Annotated in this window: 20 protein-coding genes; 10 read left to right on the top strand and 10 right to left on the bottom strand. The window is 71.5% G+C overall.

Translation table 11 applies throughout. The annotated features are described in order from the left end of the window. Window positions 1-73 precede the first annotated feature (73 nt). Both ACZ60E_RS43125 and ACZ60E_RS43120 read right to left on the bottom strand, forming a co-directional pair. Window positions 74-1,342 carry an LmeA family phospholipid-binding protein gene (locus ACZ60E_RS43125; RefSeq protein ID WP_469447783.1) on the bottom strand — a complete coding sequence of 423 codons (1,269 nt, stop codon included), beginning with the start codon at window positions 1,340-1,342 and terminating at the stop codon, window positions 74-76. A gap of 102 nt (window positions 1,343-1,444) precedes the next feature. After that, window positions 1,445-3,271 carry a bifunctional metallophosphatase/5'-nucleotidase gene (locus ACZ60E_RS43120; protein WP_469447781.1) on the bottom strand — a complete coding sequence of 609 codons (1,827 nt, stop codon included), beginning with the start codon at window positions 3,269-3,271 and terminating at the stop codon, window positions 1,445-1,447. A gap of 248 nt (window positions 3,272-3,519) precedes the next feature. Here ACZ60E_RS43120 and mshD point away from each other — a divergent pair, with 248 nt between their 5' ends. Continuing rightward, the gene (gene mshD, locus ACZ60E_RS43115) at window positions 3,520-4,485 is read left to right on the top strand and encodes a mycothiol synthase (protein WP_469447779.1); all 966 of its coding nucleotides are present in this window, start codon (window positions 3,520-3,522) and stop codon (window positions 4,483-4,485) included. A gap of 160 nt (window positions 4,486-4,645) precedes the next feature. Here the strand turns inward: mshD and ACZ60E_RS43110 are convergent, their stop codons facing one another. From ACZ60E_RS43110 to ACZ60E_RS43085, 6 genes are all read right to left on the bottom strand, one after another. Then, the gene (locus ACZ60E_RS43110) at window positions 4,646-5,281 is read right to left on the bottom strand and encodes an ABC transporter (protein WP_469447777.1); all 636 of its coding nucleotides are present in this window, start codon (window positions 5,279-5,281) and stop codon (window positions 4,646-4,648) included. Between the two features lie 5 nt (window positions 5,282-5,286). Further along, window positions 5,287-6,816, bottom strand: coding sequence for an ABC transporter permease (locus ACZ60E_RS43105; protein WP_469447776.1), 1,530 nt, complete (start codon window positions 6,814-6,816; stop codon window positions 5,287-5,289). Then, window positions 6,813-7,691 (bottom strand): ABC transporter ATP-binding protein, encoded by an 879-nt coding sequence (locus ACZ60E_RS43100; protein ID WP_469447774.1) that lies wholly within the window; start codon window positions 7,689-7,691, stop codon window positions 6,813-6,815. The genes ACZ60E_RS43105 and ACZ60E_RS43100 overlap by 4 nt, the downstream gene beginning before the upstream one ends. Window positions 7,692-7,787: 96 nt before the next feature. After that, window positions 7,788-7,976 carry a hypothetical protein gene (locus tag ACZ60E_RS43095; protein ID WP_469447773.1) on the bottom strand — a complete coding sequence of 63 codons (189 nt, stop codon included), beginning with the start codon at window positions 7,974-7,976 and terminating at the stop codon, window positions 7,788-7,790. Further along, window positions 7,976-8,836 (bottom strand): zf-HC2 domain-containing protein, encoded by an 861-nt coding sequence (locus ACZ60E_RS43090; RefSeq protein ID WP_469447815.1) that lies wholly within the window; start codon window positions 8,834-8,836, stop codon window positions 7,976-7,978. Before ACZ60E_RS43090 ends, ACZ60E_RS43095 begins: the two co-directional genes overlap by 1 nt. A gap of 32 nt (window positions 8,837-8,868) precedes the next feature. Then, window positions 8,869-9,411, bottom strand: a complete 543-nt coding sequence (locus tag ACZ60E_RS43085; RefSeq protein ID WP_469447772.1) for an RNA polymerase sigma factor — start codon at window positions 9,409-9,411, stop codon at window positions 8,869-8,871. A gap of 145 nt (window positions 9,412-9,556) precedes the next feature. Between ACZ60E_RS43085 and ACZ60E_RS43080 the strand changes: the two genes are divergently transcribed. The 7 genes from ACZ60E_RS43080 (at window position 9,557) to ACZ60E_RS43050 (ending at window position 16,969) form a co-directional block, all read left to right on the top strand. Then, window positions 9,557-9,946: a GntR family transcriptional regulator gene (locus ACZ60E_RS43080; protein WP_189771613.1), complete on the top strand. Its 390-nt coding sequence runs from the start codon at window positions 9,557-9,559 to the stop codon at window positions 9,944-9,946. Further along, the gene (locus tag ACZ60E_RS43075) at window positions 9,943-11,040 is read left to right on the top strand and encodes an ABC transporter ATP-binding protein (protein WP_469447770.1); all 1,098 of its coding nucleotides are present in this window, start codon (window positions 9,943-9,945) and stop codon (window positions 11,038-11,040) included. Before ACZ60E_RS43080 ends, ACZ60E_RS43075 begins: the two co-directional genes overlap by 4 nt. Beyond that, on the top strand, window positions 11,037-12,047 hold the full coding sequence (locus ACZ60E_RS43070) for a hypothetical protein (RefSeq protein ID WP_469447769.1): 1,011 nt from the start codon (window positions 11,037-11,039) through the stop codon (window positions 12,045-12,047). Before ACZ60E_RS43075 ends, ACZ60E_RS43070 begins: the two co-directional genes overlap by 4 nt. Beyond that, entirely contained in the window at window positions 12,044-13,003 is a 960-nt protein-coding gene (locus ACZ60E_RS43065) for a hypothetical protein (RefSeq protein WP_469447767.1), read from the top strand. Before ACZ60E_RS43070 ends, ACZ60E_RS43065 begins: the two co-directional genes overlap by 4 nt. Before the next feature lie 236 nt (window positions 13,004-13,239). Further along, window positions 13,240-15,471, top strand: coding sequence for an RNA degradosome polyphosphate kinase (locus ACZ60E_RS43060; RefSeq protein ID WP_469447765.1), 2,232 nt, complete (start codon window positions 13,240-13,242; stop codon window positions 15,469-15,471). Then, window positions 15,452-16,507 (top strand): CHAD domain-containing protein, encoded by a 1,056-nt coding sequence (locus ACZ60E_RS43055; RefSeq protein WP_469447763.1) that lies wholly within the window; start codon window positions 15,452-15,454, stop codon window positions 16,505-16,507. Before ACZ60E_RS43060 ends, ACZ60E_RS43055 begins: the two co-directional genes overlap by 20 nt. A gap of 15 nt (window positions 16,508-16,522) precedes the next feature. After that, window positions 16,523-16,969, top strand: coding sequence for an NUDIX hydrolase (locus tag ACZ60E_RS43050; protein WP_384813623.1), 447 nt, complete (start codon window positions 16,523-16,525; stop codon window positions 16,967-16,969). A gap of 124 nt (window positions 16,970-17,093) precedes the next feature. On the opposite strand, the gene ACZ60E_RS43045 is transcribed toward ACZ60E_RS43050, so the two are convergent. Next, window positions 17,094-17,297, bottom strand: coding sequence for a hypothetical protein (locus ACZ60E_RS43045; protein ID WP_469447761.1), 204 nt, complete (start codon window positions 17,295-17,297; stop codon window positions 17,094-17,096). 96 nt (window positions 17,298-17,393) lie between these two features. Between ACZ60E_RS43045 and ACZ60E_RS43040 the strand changes: the two genes are divergently transcribed. Together ACZ60E_RS43040 and ACZ60E_RS43035 are read left to right on the top strand one after the other, a co-directional pair. Further along, window positions 17,394-18,230 carry an SCO4651 family lipoprotein gene (locus ACZ60E_RS43040; protein WP_469447813.1) on the top strand — a complete coding sequence of 279 codons (837 nt, stop codon included), beginning with the start codon at window positions 17,394-17,396 and terminating at the stop codon, window positions 18,228-18,230. A 100-nt stretch (window positions 18,231-18,330) separates the two neighbouring features. Then, window positions 18,331-18,525, top strand: a complete 195-nt coding sequence (locus ACZ60E_RS43035) for a hypothetical protein (RefSeq protein WP_384813632.1) — start codon at window positions 18,331-18,333, stop codon at window positions 18,523-18,525. A gap of 487 nt (window positions 18,526-19,012) precedes the next feature. Here the strand turns inward: ACZ60E_RS43035 and ACZ60E_RS43030 are convergent, their stop codons facing one another. Next, a complete protein-coding gene (locus ACZ60E_RS43030; RefSeq protein WP_384813635.1) occupies window positions 19,013-19,390 on the bottom strand; it encodes a metal-sensitive transcriptional regulator in 378 nt (125 codons plus the stop codon). Window positions 19,391-19,434: the final 44 nt, after the last annotated feature.

The raw sequence follows: 19,434 nt of genomic DNA, 5'->3' as shown, positions 1-19,434 counted from the left end.
GAGACGGTTTTCAGACGGAGTCGGGAACCAGATCCCTGTTCACACAGAATTTATTACGCCGCTCACCCGGAATTTATTTACCGGCCGGGGCTCTGTCCGCCGAGGCGCCTACCGCGAGGTCCTGGCCCGTCACGCGCACGCTGATCCCGTCCTTGTGGACGCGTACGTCCCGCAGCCGCAGCTCGCCCTGGGGCGGCTTCGGGAGCCGGAAGCCGATGGAGAGGCGGTCGACGAGGGCCGGACGCGTGAGGCGGGAGAGGCCGTCCAGGAGCGCCGGGTCGAAGCCGAGCCGCTCGATGATCTCGGGGTGGTCCACGGCGAGATCGACGAGGTTGACCTTCATGAGCCCGCGCACGAACTTCGGGGACCCGGTGAACCGGGCGAAGTCGTTGTCGTCGCGCAGCGCCGCCCGCACCGCGCTGTCCGGCACACCGAACCGCCCGGCGATCGCCGGCACGGACAGCAGCTCCTTCGCCCTGCGCTTCTCCTTCGCGAGGCGGTCCGCGGACTTACGCGTCAGATGCAGGCCCTCGGACTCACGGGTGCCGGGGCGGAAGGTCGCCAGGTCGCCGATGTCCAGCCGCATACCGCCGACCTCGGTGGAGATGCCGCGCTCGCCGTCCCGCCGGATCCGCGCGTCGGCCCGCAGCCGCAGATCGTGCCCGGCGACGGGCAGCGTGCCGCGCGCCCGTACCTCGTCGCCGCCATGACCGGTGAACGTGACCTGTGACGCGCCCAGTTCACGGTTCAGGTCGTCGAACGAGAGCAGCACCTCGCCGTCGAGCGAGGGGATGCGCGCGCCGCGCAGCGAGGTCGGGCCGCCGTCGAGCCGGACGCCGGTGGCCTTCGCCGAGACCTTCGCCAGGGAGATCCGGTCCGCCGCCACGTCCGGGACGGTGACCGACACGGAGTCGAGCCGCCGGTCGAGGACCTGGGTGACGAAGGGGAAGCCGTCGATCTCCACCTCGGGTGTGGCCCGCAGGTCGAGCTGGTCCCGGACCTTCTCGGCCGCCGTGCGCTCCGCGTACAGCAGTGCCCAGCGGTCACCCAGGGCGAGGAAGGCGGCAAGGACGAGGACCGCGATGACGGCCTTCGCGGCGAAGGGCAACGCGGCGAGAGAAGTTCGGCCACGGCTACGGCGACGGCCCTTGCGGCGGTGGTTGGGGGGTGCCCACTCGGTTTCCTCGTCGTGGAGGAGGTGATCGAGGGGTCCGTCGTCGAGGGGTCCGTCGTCGAGGGCCCCGTCATCGGGAGGGCCGTCGTCGAGGGCGGCGAGCTCGTCGTACGGGTTGGGCGGGGGACGCGGAGGGGGATGCGCCGCTGCGGGGTGGGGGGTACGCATCGCCTGATTCGACCATGCGTACCAACCCCACCCGCAACTCGTACCGTCGGTATGCGATCTTCCTCACGAACCGACGGACCGCTGAACGGCTGAACGGCTCAACTACTTGACGACGGTGATCCGGTTCGCCGCGGGCGGCGCGATCGGGTTCGTCGCCGAGGAGTTGGCCAGCAGGTACTTCTCCAGGGCCGCGAGGTCGTCGTCGCCCACCAGGTCGTCGGTGCCGAGGCCCAGCGTGGTGAAGCCGTCGCCGCCGCCCGCGAGGAAGCTGTTCGTCGCGACGCGGTAGGTGGCGGCCGGGTCGATCGCGGCACCGTTCAGCAGAATCGAGTCGGTGACGACACGGTCGGCGCCGCTCTTCGTCAGGTCCAGCGTGTAGGTGAGGCCCGACGAGATCTGCAGCACCTTCGGCGAGGCCGCGTTCGTACCGCTGACCTGCTCCTTCAGCACCTGCACGAGCTGAGCGCCGGTGAAGCTCTGCAGGTTCACCGTGTTGGCGAACGGCTGGACGGTGAAGCCCTCGGCGTAGGTCACCACGCCGTCGCCCTCGGTGCCCTTGGCCGCGTAGGTGAGGGGCGCCCGGATACCGCCCGGGTTCATCAGCGCGAGGTCGGTCTCGGCGTCCAGCTCCTTGCCGTACGCGAGCTGCGCGTCGGCGATCAGGTCGCCGATCGGGGACTCGGTGCCGACGTTGGTGATGTCACCGGAGATGTAACCGATGGGCTTGTTGCCGATCGGTGCCGCCAGGGTGTTCCACCTGGTGATCAGGTCGGTCATGTCCGGGGCCTTGGCCACGTCGCGCGTCACCACGTGGTTCGCGGAGGCGACGGCGGTCCGGGCGATGTCACCGGTCCGGCGGTCGTACGTCAGCGTCGTGTCGGTGTAGAGCCGCCCGAAGGACGCCGCCGAGGTGACCGTGCGCGGCTTGCCCGACGGGTCGTCGATCGTGCACGCGTACGCGGCATGGGTGTGGCCGGTGACCAGCGCGTCGACCTTCGAGGTGACGTTCTTCGCGATGTCCACGATGGGGCCGGATATACCGTCGCCGCCACCGGGCGAGTCGCAGTCGTAGTTGTAGGACGCCGAGGCCGGGAGCCCGCCCTCGTGGATCAGCGCGACGACCGACTTGACGCCCTGCTTCTCCAGCTCCTTGGCGTACTTGTTGATCGTCTCGACCTCGTCCTTGAACTTGAGGCCCTTCACGCCCTCCGCGGAGACGACACCGGGGGTGTCCTCCAGGGTGACGCCGATGAAGCCGACCTTCACACCGTTCTTCTTCCACACCCAGTAGGGCTTGAGGATCGGCTTTTTGGTCTTCTCGTCGAGGACGTTCGCGGCGAGGTACGGGAAGTCGGCGCCCTTGAACTTCTTGCCCGCCACGTAACAACCGTCCGTGGGGTGGCAGCCGCCGTTCTGCAGGCGGCCCAGTTCCTTGGCGCCCTCGTCGAACTCGTGGTTGCCGACGCTCGTCACGTCGAGGTCGAGCTTGTTCAGCGCCTCGATGGTGGGCTCGTCGTGGAAGAGCCCGGAGATCAGCGGCGAGGCGCCGACCATGTCACCGCCCGCCGCGGTGACCGAGTACTTGTTGCCCTGGCGGGCCTGGCGCAGATGCGTCGCCAGGTACTCGACACCGCCCGAGTCGATCGTCTTGGTGGTGCCGTCCGGCTGGTTCTCGGTGACCCGGCCCGAGGAGCCCGACGGCGGCTCCAGGTTGCCGTGCAGGTCGTTGAAGGACAGCAGCTGCACGTCCTGGTAGCGGGACGGGCTCTGGTGGCTGTGCTTCTTCGCCGACTCGCCCGCAGACGCAGATGCGGACGCGGACGTGGGAAGCGCCGCGACCAGCGCGCCGACGGTGGCGACACCCGCGACGCCCGCGAGGAGGCGAGTGGTGCGGCGTCTGCGGCGGAACGGCTGAGGTGTGGCTGACATGTGCCCCCCTGTGGGTCGGCTGATATGTGGGCCTCGTCCCGGCGCAGCCTAGAGTCAACGCGCGTAGCGCGACAGGGGGTTCGGGGTTACGGACTGGTTGCCACGAGGGGTGTTTCACCACGAACCGGACAGGTCGCGCACCGGCCACGCACCTGCCGCGCGTCTGCCGCGTACTGGCCGCGCACTCCTCCGGATGCCCCTTGGCGGGCCACTTCGCCATGAACCGGACACGCCGTACCCTCGTACCCATGACCAGCGACGACACCGCACCGGCTGCCCGCAAGCTCTCGGCCTCGCTCGGCCAGGGCGGTACTCCCACGGCCCGCTCCATCGACGTCCTCACCGCGCTGAGCCCCGAGCGGACCGAGGCCGTGCTGGCACTCCTGGCGGAGGCGGCCCGGAACGACGGACAGCAGGCGGTCTCCGAGCAGGGCCGGCTGCACCTGCGCGGAGCCGCACGGGACGGAATCCGCCATCTGCTGCTGAGCTCCGAGGGCGTGCTCGTCGGGTACGCGCAACTGGAGGACACCGATCCCGTCGAGGCACCGGCCGCCGAGCTGGTCGTCCACCCGGCGCACCGCGGTCACGGGCACGGCCGGGCGCTGGGCAACGCGCTGCTCGCCGAGTCCGGCAAGCGGCTGCGGGTGTGGGCCCACGGCGGGCATTCGGCGGCCCGTCATCTCGCCCAGGTCCTCGGTCTCGCCCTCTTCCGCGAACTGCGTCAGATGCGGCGGCCCCTGACCGGCCTCGACCTACCCGAGCCGACGTTCCCCGACGGAGTGCGGGTGCGTGCGTTCGTGCCCGGCGAGGACGACGCGGCCTGGCTCGCCGCGAACTCCGCCGCCTTCGCGCACCATCCCGAGCAGGGCTCGCTCGGGCAGCGGGACCTCGACGCGCGCAAGGCCGAGCCGTGGTTCGATCCGGCCGGGTTCTTCCTCGCCTTCCGCGGCGACGAACTGGTCGGGTTCCACTGGACGAAGGTCCACGAGGCCGAGGGGCTCGGCGAGGTGTACGTGGTCGGGGTGCGGCCCGATGCGCAGGGGGGTGGGCTGGGGAAGGCCCTCACCGCGGTCGGCCTCCGGCATCTGGCGGATGTCGGGGTGCCGAGTGCCATGTTGTACGTCGATGCGGACAACTTGGCCGCGGTGGCTGTTTATGAGCGGCTCGGGTTCGTTGTGCACGAGACGGATCTCATGTATCGGACTGAGTCCTGACGGGGTCCTGGCCGGACGGGGGCGGGGCGGGGTCTCGGGGTTCGTTTTCGGCTGCGGGTCCGGTGGGGGCTTGTCGCGCCGTTCCCCGCGCCCCTATAGGGCGCCCTCCAGGGGCGCCCCTGGAGGGCGGCTCTGAAGGGCGGCCCCTTGTGGGTTCCGGCTAAAAGGGGCGCAGCCTCAGCCTTGCCCGTATTGGCTCCGCGGACGCCCTCGCTCCCGCCAGTGCCGCCACCGTCAGCAGCAGCGCCCAGCGGTCGTGGCTGGCCGACCAGTGGGGGTCGTCCGGGGTCACGAAGAGGGTCCAGTTGGTCGGCAGCAGGAGGAACGCGGTGGCCGCGGTGGCGAGGAGCCAGGTCGCTATCGTCGCTCCCGGCTCGGTGGCCTGGGTGCGGCGCAGGGACAGGGCCGCCGCGGCGAGGGCCAGTACCGCGGTGGCGGCCGCCTCCAGGGTGAGGGCGCCGACCGGCGGGCGGGCCTCCGCCGGGACGAGGAGCAGCGCCGCCGTCCAGCAGAGCGCGGCCCCCGGGGCGACGAGCGCCACCCGCAGAGCGACCCGCACCGGGCGCCGGGCCGGCACCGCCGAGGTGATGTGCCGGGCCGGGTCGTCCAGCAGGAACGCGAGGCCGAGGGCGAGGACGAGCGCGGCGGCCCGCAGCGCGTAGAGCCCGACATACGGGTCGGGCGTGCCCGACTGCATACGCGGGATGCCTGCCAGCAGCAGCCCCGTGGCCGCGGCGGCCACGAGCGCCCGCCGGGGCAGCGCTCGCCACACGGGCGGGAGAAGAGCGCGCGTCATGGCCGTCACTCCTCGCATGCGTCACCGTCCGTCGCCTTGCCCGCGGCCGACACGCCCAGCAGTTCCGCCACCCGCGCCATCGACGTCCTGGGCGAGGTGAGCTCCGTCCACTTCGCCTTCACCTTGCCGGCGACGTCGTAACGCGGCTTCTTGAGCAACTCCACGACGATGCGCGTCTGTTCGGCGCTCATGCTGAGGGATTCGGTGGGCGACAGGACGATGGCGGAGCCCGAGTCGCTGTCGTCGAGGCGGACGTTGCGCAGCGCGGACATCGGGTCGGACTCGCCGCCCAGCGCCAGCCACATGACCGTCACCACGCGGGCGTCGCAGACCTCGGTGCCCGCCTTCTCGTCGCCCGCCACCAGCACGGACGCGGTGGCGACGGCGAACTCGGGGACGCGGTTGCCGCCCCAGTCCGTGCCGACGGTCACGTGGCCGGGCTCGGTGGATGGGGAGAGCAGGGTGTCAGCCTCCAGTCCGTAGCGGGCGTCGATGCGCTGGTCCACGGTCAGGCGCTCACCGCCGGCCCTGCCGCCCGCGAGGTTCTGGACGCGGTCGACCACGGCGGCCCAGTCGGCGGTGCGGCCCGTCCACTCGGGGAAGGCGCAGTAGGAGGACTTCCCGTGCTCGATGCACGTACGGATCTTCTCCGGGGTGACCGACGCCCGTTCGCGGGCCGGTGTCGAACCGGTCGGGGTGCCGCCGGACTGGCCGACCGCGCCCACCAGCGTGAGGGCGAGCGATCCCGCGACGGCCGCCTTGACGACCGTCGTGCGCCCGCCGCTGACCAGCACCGCGGCGAGGGCCACGACCAGGACGAGCCCGACGAGGTACAGGGCGTGCCAGCCGGCGGGGCGGCTCAACAGGTCGGAGGGGAGCGGGTTGGAGCCGCTCTCGGTGACGACCACGCCCAGCCAGCTCGTCCAGTCGCTCCCGGCGGGGGGCGCCACGAAGACCTGTACGAAGAGCAGGAGGACGAGGAATATCGGCGCCGCGAACACGGAACGGAACAGGCGGGCGAAGAGCACGCCCAACACACCGAACAGCAGGACCGTCAGCGGGCCGACGGCGAGTTCGGCGGGCGAACCGTGCCCGGCCGCACCGGGCTTGAGCGCGGCCCAGGTGAACTGGACGGCGACGCACACCGCGGTGAACAGCGCCGCAGGGACGACGGACAGCACATGGGCGGCCGTGCGCCGCCAGGGCTCGACGACCAGTACGTCGAAGTGGCGGTCCGTGTCACGCCGGCGGGAACGCTGGACCGCACGGTTGACGTTGAGCATGACGACCAGCCCGATCAGCATCGGCATGGTCTGCGTGTCGCGGTCGACGTCCTGGAGTATCGGGAAGTCACCCTGGCGCTGCGTGGTCTGCCAGACGATCCAGGCCGCGTACAGGACCGCGAGGGCGAGGACGGCGAGGACCAGACGCAGCTCGCGCGCCTCGAAGCGGGCGAGGGCGAACACGGCTGCCCAGGGGCGTGGCCGGTCCGTCGGCACGGCGGCCCGTGCGGGTGTCTCCACTACGGTGCTCATGCCGCCGCCACCTCCGAGGACTCTCCGTCGAGGGTGAGCAAGTAGCCGTCCTCCAGGGTCGGTTCGACGAGTTCGGCGCCCTCCGGGGGCTCGCCGACGTTGCGGAAGGAGCCTGTGCCGGTGCGCCAGCCCGCCCATGCGCCCGGGTCCCGTTCGGTACTGCTCCACACCCGGCCCGCCGCCCGTGCGGTCAGCTCGGCCGGGCTGCCTACGAATCGGACCCGGCCACGGACCATGACGATCACCCGGTGGCAGAGCATCGCGACGTCCTCGGTCTGGTGGGTGGACAGCAGCACGGTCCGCCCCTCCCCCGCCCGGGCGATCAACTCCCTGAACCGCATGCGCTGTTCGGGGTCGAGACCGACGGTCGGCTCGTCGAGGACCAGGAAACCGGGATCACCCACGAGGGCGGCGGCCAGCGCGACCCGCTGGCGCATCCCGCCGGAGAGCTTCTTGATCCGCTTGCTCCGTACGTCGGACAGCGCGACGGCGTCCAGGACCCGCCGCACCTCGCGGTGCCGGGCGGTGCGGTCCGTCAGCTCCTTCAGGATCGCCACGTAGTCGACGAACTCGAAGGCCGTGAAGTCCGGGTGGAAACCGGGTGCCTGCGGCAGATAGCCCAGTGCGCGCCGCACCTCCTGCCGTCCGGCCGCCGTGGCCGGGTCGTTGCCGAGCACCGAGAACGTTCCCTTGTCCGGGGGCACGGCGGTGGCCAGGACCCGCAACAGGGTGGTCTTCCCCGCCCCGTTGGGCCCGAGCAGCCCGGTGACACCCTCGCCGAGCCGCACCGACACGTCGTCGAGGGCGGCCGTTCCCCCGTAGCGGAGGGTGAGCCCGGCGGCGGACACCGTCGGTACCGAAGCAAGGTCAGACATGCGTGACTCCAGTGGATCCGGTGGAAGAGCGAAGACAGCGGGCGGAGACGACGGCGGCCGGGACACGGCACCGGGCCGGAGCGGGGGCGAAGGCCCTCACCCGTCGCCCCCGTCGGAGGAAGAAGAGGAAGAAGAGGAGAACGAACCCCGCTTGCTGGAGGCGAAGGCCGCGAGGACCTCGGCGGCGAAACGGAGCACCCCGAGGAGGACCATGAGGAGGACCGAAGCCGTCCACAGCAGTGCGGCGCCGACCAGCTTGAACCGCCTGCGCCAGGCAACCGACATCACGCCGTACCCCCGCCCTGGAAGCCCGCGAACGGTGTGTGCGCGGAGGCCGAGTCGAAACGGTCGCGGCGGAGGTAGAAGAACCCGGCGGCGAGCACGGCGACCGCGGCCGCGATGCCCTGCCCGGCCACCGTGTAGAGCGCGAGGGTCCCCTCGGCGGTCGCCTGTCGTGCGATCAGCAGCACGGCGACCCACGCCCCGCCGACCAGGCTCGGCGCGAGGACCGGCCCCAGCCTGGGTGTCAGCGCGAGCCCGGTCGAGGTGAGCGCAAGTGCGGGCAGCAGCCAGGCCATGGCCCGCAGTCCGTACGAGGGAAGCGCGAGCGACGCGAGGCCGTTCAGGACGAGCGCGGCGGCCAGCACCGGAACGGTGCGGATCAGCAGCAGCCGGAACCCGTGCATCGGCGACACCACGGTCATCTCGTACGTCGGGTCGAGCACCGGCCCGTACGACAGCGCGACCCCGGCGAGGGGCAGCAGCGGGGCGAGGGCGAGAAACATCGCCGGGCCCTCCGACGTACGGCCGGAGTTGGTCGCGATCACCGTGATGGCCAGCACGGCGACGACCGCGACCAGCCACGACCGGCGCAGCACCGGCGTCGCGGCCAGCAGTCGCGCGGTGTGGTCGGCCACCCCGAACCGCACGAGCAGCGACTCCAGGAACCCCGGTCGCGGCACGTCCAGCTCGGCGTCGAGCCGCTCCCATCCCTCGTCCAGCGGGACCGGGTCGCTCACCTCGGCGAGCACCGTCCGGCAGCGTGCGCAGGCCATCAGGTGGGTGTCGGCCGACCAGAGCATCGGCGACGCCAGCTCGCCCCGTACATACGCCCGGAGGTCGTCCTCCGCGACGTGCCAGGTCATGCCGCTCGGATCGCGGACCTCGTTCGTGTCACTCATGCCAACTCCTCCCGCAGCTGCTTGCGGGCCCGAAGCGCCCGTGTCTTGACCGTCCCCGGCGGGATGCCGAGCAGGACGGCCGCCTCCCGGGTGGTCAGCCCGTCTATGACCGTGGCCTGCAGGACCGACCGCAGTTCCGGCGACAGCCGGACCAGGGCGCCCGCGAGGTCCCCGTGCTCCACCCCCGCGAGCACGCGCTCCTCCGCGGACGCCTCCTCGCGGTGCCGCAGCCGCGCGAGCGCCTGCCGCATCCGGCCCCGGGCGCCGTCGCCCCGCAGGGCGTCGATGAGCCGCCGCGAGCCGATGCGCCACAGCCAGCCGGCCACGTCGCCCTCCTCGCGGTAGCGGGCACTGCCGCGCCACACCGCGAGGAACGTCTCCTGCACGACGTCGTCGACCGTGCCCGCGTCGGAACAGCGGCCTCGCAGCCTCGCTCCGAGCCATGGCGCGTACCGCCGGTACAGCTCTTCGAAGGCGCGCCGGTCACCGTCCGCCGCGATGGCCCGCAGCAGCTCCCCGTCGCTTCTCGTTTCCCTCACGCCCCCTCATCGCACGAGCCCCTCCGATCGGTTCACGCAGGCGCGAAAAGTTTCCGGAGCAGCGGATTCAAGCGGATTCACCTTGACACGCACCCGGGCTTGCACCACCCTTTCACTACTCAATTAGTGAAAGGGTGGTTGTCGCGTGGTCGAGTACCGCATCGACCGGCGCAGTGGTGTCGCCACATACGTGCAGATCGTCCAGCAGACGAAACAGGCACTGCGCCTGGGCGTCCTCGAACCCGGCGACAAGCTCCCCACGGCCCGCGAGGTCGTGGAGGCCACCGCGATCAATCCGAACACCGTCCTCAAGGCCTACCGCGAGCTGGAACGCGAGGGCCTGGTCGAGGCCAGACGCGGCCTCGGCACCTTCGTGCGGCGCTCCCTGGGCTCCGCACCCGCCGACCACACCGCCCTGCGCTCGAAGCTCACGGCCTGGCTGGACGAGGCACGCAAGGAAGGTCTGGAGCGCGAGGACATCAGCGCGCTCTTCACCTCCGTACTGGACGAGAAGTGCCCTGAAGGGGAGCGATGAACAGGGACGACGAAGGAACCGCGCTGGAAGCGGTCGGGCTGGGCAAGCAGTACCGGCGCAGGCGGGGTCCTGTACTACGGGACTGTTCCTTCCGCCTGCCCGCGGGCCGGATCTGCGCCCTGGTCGGGCCCAACGGCACGGGCAAGTCGACCCTCCTCGCGCTCGCCGCGGGCCTGATACGTCCCACCGAGGGCACGGTGAAGATCTTCGGCACCAGTCCCGCCCGGGCCCGTGAGCGCCTCGCGTACGTCGCCCAGGCCAAGCCGCTGCCGCCCCAGCTCACGGTCGCCGCCACCCTGCGTCTGGGCGCCGAACTGAACCGCGCCCGCTGGGACCGGACGGCCGCGGAACGCATCGCGTACGGGCATGGGCATGGGCATGGGCACGGCAATGGCGCCAGCGCCAGCAACAGCAACGGGCAGGCCGCGCCCGGCCAGGGCCCGGATGTGGTCCGGGAAGGTGCCCTGCACCCCGGCGACAGGATCCGCTCGCTCTCCGGTGGTCAGCGCACCCGCGTCGCCCTCGCCCTGGCCTTCGGGAAACGGCCCGAACTGATGCTGCTGGACGAGCCGATGGCCGATCTCGATCCGCTGGCCCGGCGCGAACTGCTCGGGGCACTGCTGGGTGAGGCCGCCGAACACGGCACGACCATCGTGATGTCCTCGCACGTCGTCGCCGAACTGGAGGGCGTCTGCGACCACCTGCTGCTGATGGGCGGCGGCCGCATCAGGCTCGGCGGCGACCCCGAGCGGCTGCTCGCCGCGCACACCCTGCTCACCGGCCCGGCGCGCGACCTCTCGGGCCACACCGTCGTCGAGTCGCACGGCACGGGCCGCCAGCTCACCGCGCTGATCCGGCGGCCGGGCGGCCCTGCAAGCCCTGCCAGCCCTGCCAGCCCTGGCAGCCCGCCGACCGACGGCTGGGAGACCGCCGCGCCCTCCCTGGAGGAGCTGCTCCTGGCCCACCTGCGCAACCCCGAGGCCCCGGACCTGTTCACCGACGAGACCGATGAGCCCTACGCGCCGGACGAAGCACACGAGGCAGACGAGGCAGACGAGGCAGACGAGGCAGACGAGGAGAACGTGCGCCCGTGACGACTCTCCTCACCTCCACGCGTTCGGCCCCCGCCCCCCGGCCCGGCCTCGGGCTCGTCCGGTCCGTCCTGCGGCTGCACCGGGCGGCCCTGTGGTGCTGGCTGCCGCTGGTGCTGGGCCTCGCGGCAGCGATGCTGTGGGCGTACGGCCCGGGCTACGAGACGGCCGCCGCGGACGTCCGGGAACAGTGCCGAGCCGACATCGAGGCCTGCCACTTCCCCGACGGCCCCTGGCTGAGCCACTACAGCACGGTCGTCGCCCTCACCACCCTCGTCGTCTCCTGCCTCCCGCTCCTGATCGCCGCCTGGGCGGGCGCGGCCCTCATCGGCCGCGAGCTGGAGAACGGCACCGCACACCTCGCCTGGACCCAGTCCGTCTCCCCGGCCCGCTGGCTCGCCGCGAAACTCGCCGTCCCGGCACTGTTCGTCACCGCCGGCGCGGCCCTGCTCGTCCCGCTGCACCGCCTGATGTGGAACGGCGGCGACGAGCTGCTCTGGACGGAATGGTTCGACACGTACGGCTTCCGCTCCAACGGCACCGTCACCCTCGCGTACGCCCTCTGCGGCCTGGCCGTCGGCGTACTCGCGGGCCTGGTCCTCGGCCGTACGCTGCCCGCCCTGGGCGTCGCCTTCGCCGTCATGTTCGCCATCACCCATCTGGGCGACCAGTACCGGCCGAGCATGTGGCCCACGGTCACCGTCACCGGCCTCAAGGCGCTGAACCTGCCGGACGGGGCCCTGCAACTCGACCGGGGCGTGATCACCGACGAGGGCGTCCGCATCGGGAACAACATGGCCTGCACCGACACCGGCAGCGTGGCCGACCTGCGGAGCTGCCTGTCCCACAACGGCCTCGACGAGATCTGGGCCACCTTTCACCCGCGGTCCCACTTCTGGCCCCTGCAACTCGTCGAGACCGGGATCGTCCTCGGCGTCGCCACCCTCGCGGTCATCGCCGCGTTCGTCCTGCTCAACCGTCGTACCGCTGCCACCGGAGCCGCCGTATGAAGGCCGGACCGCCGTTGAATACCGGACTTGCCGGACTGCCGTGGGCCGTGCTGCGGCTGCACCGCGCCGCGCTGATCGTGTGGGGCGCCTTCCTGCTGGCCGCCCTCGGCGCGCTGGTCTGGGAGGTCGAGGTCACCGCGGACTCCGTACGGGAACGGATGTCCGCGTGCGCACGGACCGGCGGCCTCTGCCGGGTCCAGGCCGCCGTGGACTACGGCGGGTCCATCAGCTGGGCCTCCACGCTCGTCTCCTACAGCTTCTTCGCCGTGGCCGCGTTCGCCGGGGGCGCGCTGGTGGGGCGTGAGCTGGAGTCCGGCACCGCCCAGCTGGCCTGGACCCAGTCCGTCTCGCCGACGCGCTGGCTGGCCGCCAAGCTCGCGGTGCCGGCGCTGCTGCTGGTGGCCGGCGGAACCGTGTTCGTCCTCGTGTTCCGCTGGGCCTGGGCGGCCAACCGGGACCTGATGGGCGACGACTGGACCTTCAACGACGTGTTCGCCGCGCGGGGGCCGGCGCTGGTGGCGTACGGGTTGTGCGGGCTGGGGGTGGGTGCGCTCGTCGGGGTCGTGGTGCGGCGGTCGCTGCCCGCGGTGGCCGTCTCCTGTGGGGTGATGTACCTGGTCAACCACCACCTGGAGGCGCACAGGGAGGATCTTTGGCCGACGGTTGCCGCCGGCGGTCCGGCGGGGGCGGGGGTGCCCGGGGATGCGTGGCAGGTCTCCGGGGACGCCTTCCACCCCGAGGACCCACTACTGGCCGATGCATCTGGTCGAGACCTCGATCGTGCTGGGGGTCGCCGCGGTTGCCACGGGGGCTGCCTTCTGGGTTCTTCGGCGCCGTACAGCCTGAGGTACGGGTGTACGTGCCCGTCCGCTGTGGCTGATCGCGCAGTTCCCCGCGCCCCTGACGGGGCGCGGCCCCCTCTGGAAGGCGCGGGTCGACATGCGGGGCAGCCATGACGTGCGGGATACCGGGGAGCCTCCCCCCGATATCCCGCACGTCATGTCTCCGTAACCAGTGATTCAGACTGGCTTGCGACCCTCGGGCAATGAACCCCGGCCCGCCCGAGCCCCCGCCTCCGCCGGAGCGCGAGCCCTCCCAGAAGAGGAGGAACGGAAGCCCGCACCTCCTCGCGGCGCTTCCGCCCGTTCTCTCCGACGCGCCTGTTTCCGGCCCGGCGCGGAAGAATGGGTTCATGAACCAGCCCAATGCCCAGGCGCAGGTCCAGCACCCGCAGCCGTCCGTCGGTTCCATAGCCGCCCACCGCCCGCACACCGTGGCGGCGAACGTCTCCGACCTGGAGCCCGACCTCGACGCCGACCTCGACGAGTACGAGGACCTGGTGCAGGACGGCGTCCAGCTCCCGCAGGGCCGCTTCCTCGACCGGGAGCGCAGTTGGCTCGCGTTCAACGAAAGGGTCCTCGAACTCGCCGAGGACCCGAACACGCCCCTCCTCGAACGGGCGAAATTTCTGGCGATCTTCGCGAGCAACCTGGACGAGTTCTTCATGGTCCGGGTGGCCGGTCTGAAGCGGCGCATCGCCACCGGCGTGGCCACCCGCTCGGCCTCGGGCCTGCAGCCCCGCGAGGTGCTGGAGATGATCTGGGCCCGCTCGCGCGAGCTCATGGCCCGGCACGCCGCCTGCTACCAGGAGGACGTCGCGCCGCAGCTCGCGGAGGAGGGCATCCACCTCGTCCGCTGGAGCGAGCTGTCCGAGAAGGAGCAGGCGCGCCTCTTCACGCTCTTCCGCCACCAGATCTTCCCGGTCCTGACCCCCCTCGCGGTCGACCCGGCGCACCCCTTCCCGTACATCTCGGGTCTCTCCCTGAACCTCGCGGTCGTCGTGCGCAACCCGGTCTCCGGGCACCGCCACTTCGCGCGCGTGAAGGTGCCGCCGCTGCTCTCCCGCTTCCTGGAGGCCTCCCCGAACCGCTTCGTCCCCATCGAGGACGTCATCGCGGCCCATCTGGAGGAGCTGTTCCCGGGCATGGAGGTCCTGGAGCACCACACGTTCCGCCTCACCAGGAACGAGGACCTGGAGGTCGAGGAGGACGACGCCGAGAACCTCCTCCAAGCCCTGGAGAAGGAACTCATGCGGCGCCGCTTCGGCCCGCCGGTGCGCCTGGAGGTCGAGGAGTCCATCGACCGGTACGTACTGGACCTGCTGGTCAGGGAGCTGAAGATCTCCGAGGCGGAGGTCTATCCGCTCCCCGGCCCCCTGGACCTCACCGGCCTCTTCGGCATCGGCGCCCTGGACCGGCCCGAGCTGAAGTTCCCGAAGTTCATCGCGGGCACCCACCGCGACCTCGCCGAGGTCGAGTCGGCGTCCCCGCCCGACATCTTCGCGGCCCTGCGCGAACGCGACGTCCTGCTGCACCACCCGTACGACTCGTTCTCCACCTCCGTCCAGGCGTTCCTGGAGCAGGCGGCGACGGACCCGGACGTGCTGGCCATCAAGCAGACGCTGTACCGCACCTCGGGCGACTCCCCCATCGTGGACGCCCTCATCGACGCCGCCGAGTCCGGCAAGCAGGTCCTCGTCCTCGTCGAGATCAAGGCACGCTTCGACGAGCAGGCCAACATCAAGTGGGCCCGCAAACTGGAGGAGTCGGGCTGCCACGTGGTCTACGGCCTCGTCGGCCTCAAGACCCACTGCAAGCTGTCGCTCGTGGTGCGCCAGGAGGGCGACACCCTGCGCCGCTACAGCCACGTCGGCACGGGCAACTACCACCCCAAGACCGCCCGCCTGTACGAGGACCTGGGGCTCCTGACCGCCGACCCACAGGTCGGCGCGGACCTCTCCGACCTCTTCAACCGGCTCTCCGGCTACTCCCGCCGCGAGACCTACCGCCGTCTGCTCGTCGCGCCCAAATCCCTGCGCGACGGCCTGATAGCGCGCATCAACAAGGAGGTCCAGCACCACCGTGCCGGACGTCCCGCCCATGTCCGCATCAAGGTCAACTCGATGGTGGACGAGGCGCTCATCGACTCGCTCTACCGCGCCTCCCAGGCCGGCGTGCCGGTCGACGTCTGGGTCCGCGGAATCTGCGCGGTACGGCCCGGAGTCACGGGCCTGTCCGAGAACATCCGCGTACGGTCCGTCCTCGGCCGCTTCCTCGAACACTCCCGGGTGTTCGGCTTCGGCAACGGCGGCGAGCCCGAGGTGTGGATAGGCAGCGCCGACATGATGCACCGCAACCTCGACCGGCGTATCGAAGCCCTGGTGAGAATCACCGACCCGGCCCACCGGTCGGCCCTCAACCGGCTGTTCGAGACCGGCATGTCCGACACCACTTCCTCCTGGCACCTCGGCCCCGACGGCGAATGGACCCGGCACGCGACCGATGCCGAGGGCCAGCCCCTGCGCAACGTCCAGGAGATGCTCATAGACGCCCGGAGGCGCCGGCGTGGCACAGCAACACCTTGACCCGACGGCCGGACCCGTGGCCGGGGACGCCCTCGCGGCGTACCTCCGGGCCCAGGCCACGGAGTTCCTCCGCGCGCTGCGCCAGCACCGGGAGACCGGTGGCGCGGCGGCGGTCAACGGCTCGAAGGAGGCCGTGGACGCGGCGCGCGCCCTGCGCCGCTCGGCCCGCCGCATCAGCGGCACCCTGCACACCTTCCGGCCCCTGCTCGACGAGGGCTGGTCGGAGGCCATGCGACCCGAACTGGCCTGGCTCTCGGGGACCCTGGCCCGCGAACACGCGTACGGCGCCCGCCAGGAGCGGCTGCTCGCGGCCCTGCACCGGCTGTCCGGATCGGCGGCGTTCCCCTCGCAGGCCACCTCCGACGTACGGCAGGAGAAGGGCCAGCTGACCGTCGGCGCGGCCAAGGCGGGCGCCCTCCTGGAACGCCAGCTGACCCTCGCCCGGACCCGCGCCCACTCGGCCGCGCTCCAGGCCCTGGGCTCCAGCCGCTTCCACGCCGTCGCCGACAACGTCGCCGTACTGGCCAGCGAGGTCCCGCTCACCGCGGCCGCGACGACGGCCACGACGGCCGGCGCGGCCAACACGGCTTCCGCCGGACTCAAGCCGCTGGCCGCCGCCGCGGAGGACCGCCTCTGCGACGCCGTCACCGGACTGCCCCTGATCACCGCGGGCCACCCCTACAACTCGGAGGCCCTCGTCCACGGCCTCTCCGCCGACACGGCCCCGCAGCCCCAGGACGCCCCCTGGCACCAGGTACGCCTCCTGCTGCGCCTGCACCGCTATGCGCGCGAGGTCCTGTTCGGCGACGAAGTCCTCCTCGACGTACGCCTGTTGAGCGCGGGCAAGGCCCTGGACCGGCATCGCGACGCGGCGGAGGCCGCCGCGGCGGCGGCCTCGGCGGCCCGCACCCCGCGGATCGCACCGGCGACGGCGTACGCGCTCGGGGTGCTCCACGCCGACCAGCGGCACGAAGTGGAAGCGGCCAGGTTCACGTTCCAGCGGGCCTGGATGAGGGAGACCGTCGGCACTCCGTGACGGTGTGACCGACGGATGCCGCAACTCGCGATCGGAGGCCCAGTGCACTCGAACGGAAACCCCGTACTCGCGGCGGGCTGCGTCCTGTGGCGCCGCTCACCGGCCGACGGCGCACTGCAGATCTGCCTGGTCCACCGGCCGAAGTACGACGACTGGTCGCACCCGAAGGGCAAGCTGAAGTCCGGCGAGGACACGCTGGCCGCGGCGCTGCGCGAGGTCGAGGAGGAGACCGGGCACCGGTGTGCGCCCGGTCCGCGCCTGACGACCCTCCACTACGTCGCCAATGACCGGCCCAAGCAGGTCAGTTACTGGGCCGCCGAGGAGACGGGCGGTGCGTTCGTGCCCAACCGTGAGGTGGATCGCGTGCTGTGGCTTTCGCCGGCGGCGGCGCGGGGGCGGCTCACGCAGGCACGGGACCGGGAGCTGGTGGACGAGCTGCTGGCGGTCCTGCGGCGCGTGTAGCACTGCGTGTTGCAGCTGCGTGCGGCTGGTAGGGGTGAGGGTGCGCGGCTGTCGGTGCGTGTTCGGGTGCGGGTGCGTCGTGGCTGGCCGCGCCGTTCCCCGCGCCCCTAAAAAGCGGGCGGTTTCAGCTGGGGTCGGACGTGTGGTTCTCGGCGTCCGTGCGGGCCAGGCTCCGGGCTCTTCTTGCCGGGCCTCGCCAGCCGCAGGTGCATCGAGCCAGGCAGAAAGGGCCTTGCTCGACCGTCGTCGTCCGGTGTTCCAGGGGAGTGATCTCTTCCTGCTGCGCCACGCGCCCCACCGTACCGATGCTTGGTAAACGCTTCCCCATGCCCGGCGCCCGCGTGACAACACCCCTCACCGGTCGTTAAGCGGAACGACAACGAGGCCCGCCCAAGGACGTCCCGGCTGGGGGTAGCAGGCGATGGTGGAGCGGCAGCGAAAACGAGCGGACGGGGCGGTCGCCCTGGCCGCCGCGGCGACGGGGCTACTGCTCTGCGCCACCGGATGCGCGGGCGGCGGGACCGCCTCCGACGACGCCCGGACCGCCGAGGACCCCGTCGAGGTGCTCCACGGAGCCGCCGCGCACCTGGTCAGCGCCGGTACGTCCAAGGCGCGTACGTCCATGGAGATGGCGACCGGCGGCACCCGCGTGACCATCCGCGGCGAGGGTGTCTACGACTTCGCGGGCCAGGTGGGCCGGCTGAAGGTACTCCTCCCGCAGGACCCGGCCGGGGCCGACGGCCACCGCCCCATCACCGAGCTGCTCGCACCGGGCGCGCTCTACATGAAGAACCGCGGCGCGGGCGTGCCCGCCGACAAGTGGGTACGCGTCGACACGGCCACGCTCTCCGACGGGAACCTGGTCACGGGCGGTGCGACCGATCCGTTCGCCGCCGCGGAACTGCTGCGGGGGGCGCGCACGGCGACGTACCTGGGCAGGACGTCGGTGGCGGGCACGGCCGTACGGCACTACCGGGGTACCGCCGACCTCACGGTGGCCGCGCGCGACGCCTCGGCGGGCAACCGGGAGGCACTGCGGGCGGCGGCGAAAGGCTTCGCCACGGCGACGGTCCCCTTCGACGTGTACCTCGACGACCAGGGGCGTATCCGCAAGGTCCGCCACCGGTTCAGCTTCGTGAACGGGCAGCAGAAGGACACGGTGGCGGTGTCCTCCACGACGCTCCTGTACGACTTCGGGGCCGCGGTCGACGTACGGCTGCCGAAGACGAAGGACATCTTCGCCGGACGGATCGCCGAGTGAGGGGACGGTCGTGGGCGGGGCCGGAAATGGTCCGTTGGTGCCATGCGCTGTCCGTGGACCGCTCCCTACTCTAGGAAGTCGGTAACGGCAGGAAGAGGTGATGCACGTGGCTCCGGCGCGCGGTACGGCAGTTCAGGACCACGTGGCCCTGGCCGAGATCGAGCTGTGCGGCGACCTGATCATCGCGGCCTCTGCGGCCCGTGAGGACCGCCTCAGCCCCGACCAGATCGACGAGGTCCTCAAGGTGACCGAAGAACGCTTCCCCCACCAACACCAGGACCCCCCACCCAACTAACAATCCCCGCACCCCCACCAGGGGCGCGGGGAACAGCGCAGGCCTTCGCCCTCGGGGGCGCGGGGAACTGCGCAATCTTTTCGCCTTGACCGCCGCGAGGACCACCGCAGCCCATCGTCGCTCAGAGGCGCGGGGACAGCGCAGGCCTTCGCCCCCAAGGGGCGCGGGGAACGGCGCAATCTTTTCGTCTTGACCGCCGCGAGGACCACCGCAGGCCGCCTTCACCCAGGGGCGCGGGGAACTGCGCAATCTTTTCGCCTTGACCGCCGCGAGGACCACCGCAGCCCATCGTCGCTCAGAGGCGCGGGGACAGCGCAGGCCTTCGCCCCCAAGGGGCGCGGGGAACGGCGCAATCTTTTCGTCTTGACCGCCGCGAGGACCACCGCAGGCCGCCTTCACTCAGGGGCGCGGGGAACTGCGCAATCTTTTCGTCTTGACGGCCGGCGGGACCACAGCAATCGTTTCCGGCCCCCCGCCCGGCCAGGGCTCACGTGCGCAACAGCCGGGCAATCGCCTTGGTCGCCTCCTCCACCTTCGCATCGATCTCGGCACCCCCCTTGACCGCCGCGTCAGCGACACAGTGCCGAAGATGCTCCTCCAGAAGCTGCAGCGCGAACGACTGCAACGCCTTCGTGGAGGCGGAGACCTGCGTGAGTATGTCGATGCAGTAGACGTCCTCGTCGACCATCCGCTGCAGCCCCCGCACCTGCCCCTCGATCCGCCGCAGCCGCTTGAGGTGCTCGTCCTTCTGCTTGTGGTAGCCGTGGATCCCGCGATCGTGGTCGGTCACGATCTCCGCGCCGCCGGCTCCCGCCGCACCGGTCTCCCCGGAGGGCGCCGTGGCGCCGGCCTCGGTGGTCGTCATCGCGTCCTCCTGCTGACTGATACCCCTACCGGGTATATCGTAAC

It is taken from the genome of Streptomyces sp. NPDC102514 (assembly GCF_055584525.1).
This window is presented reverse-complemented; position numbering and strand designations above follow the sequence as displayed.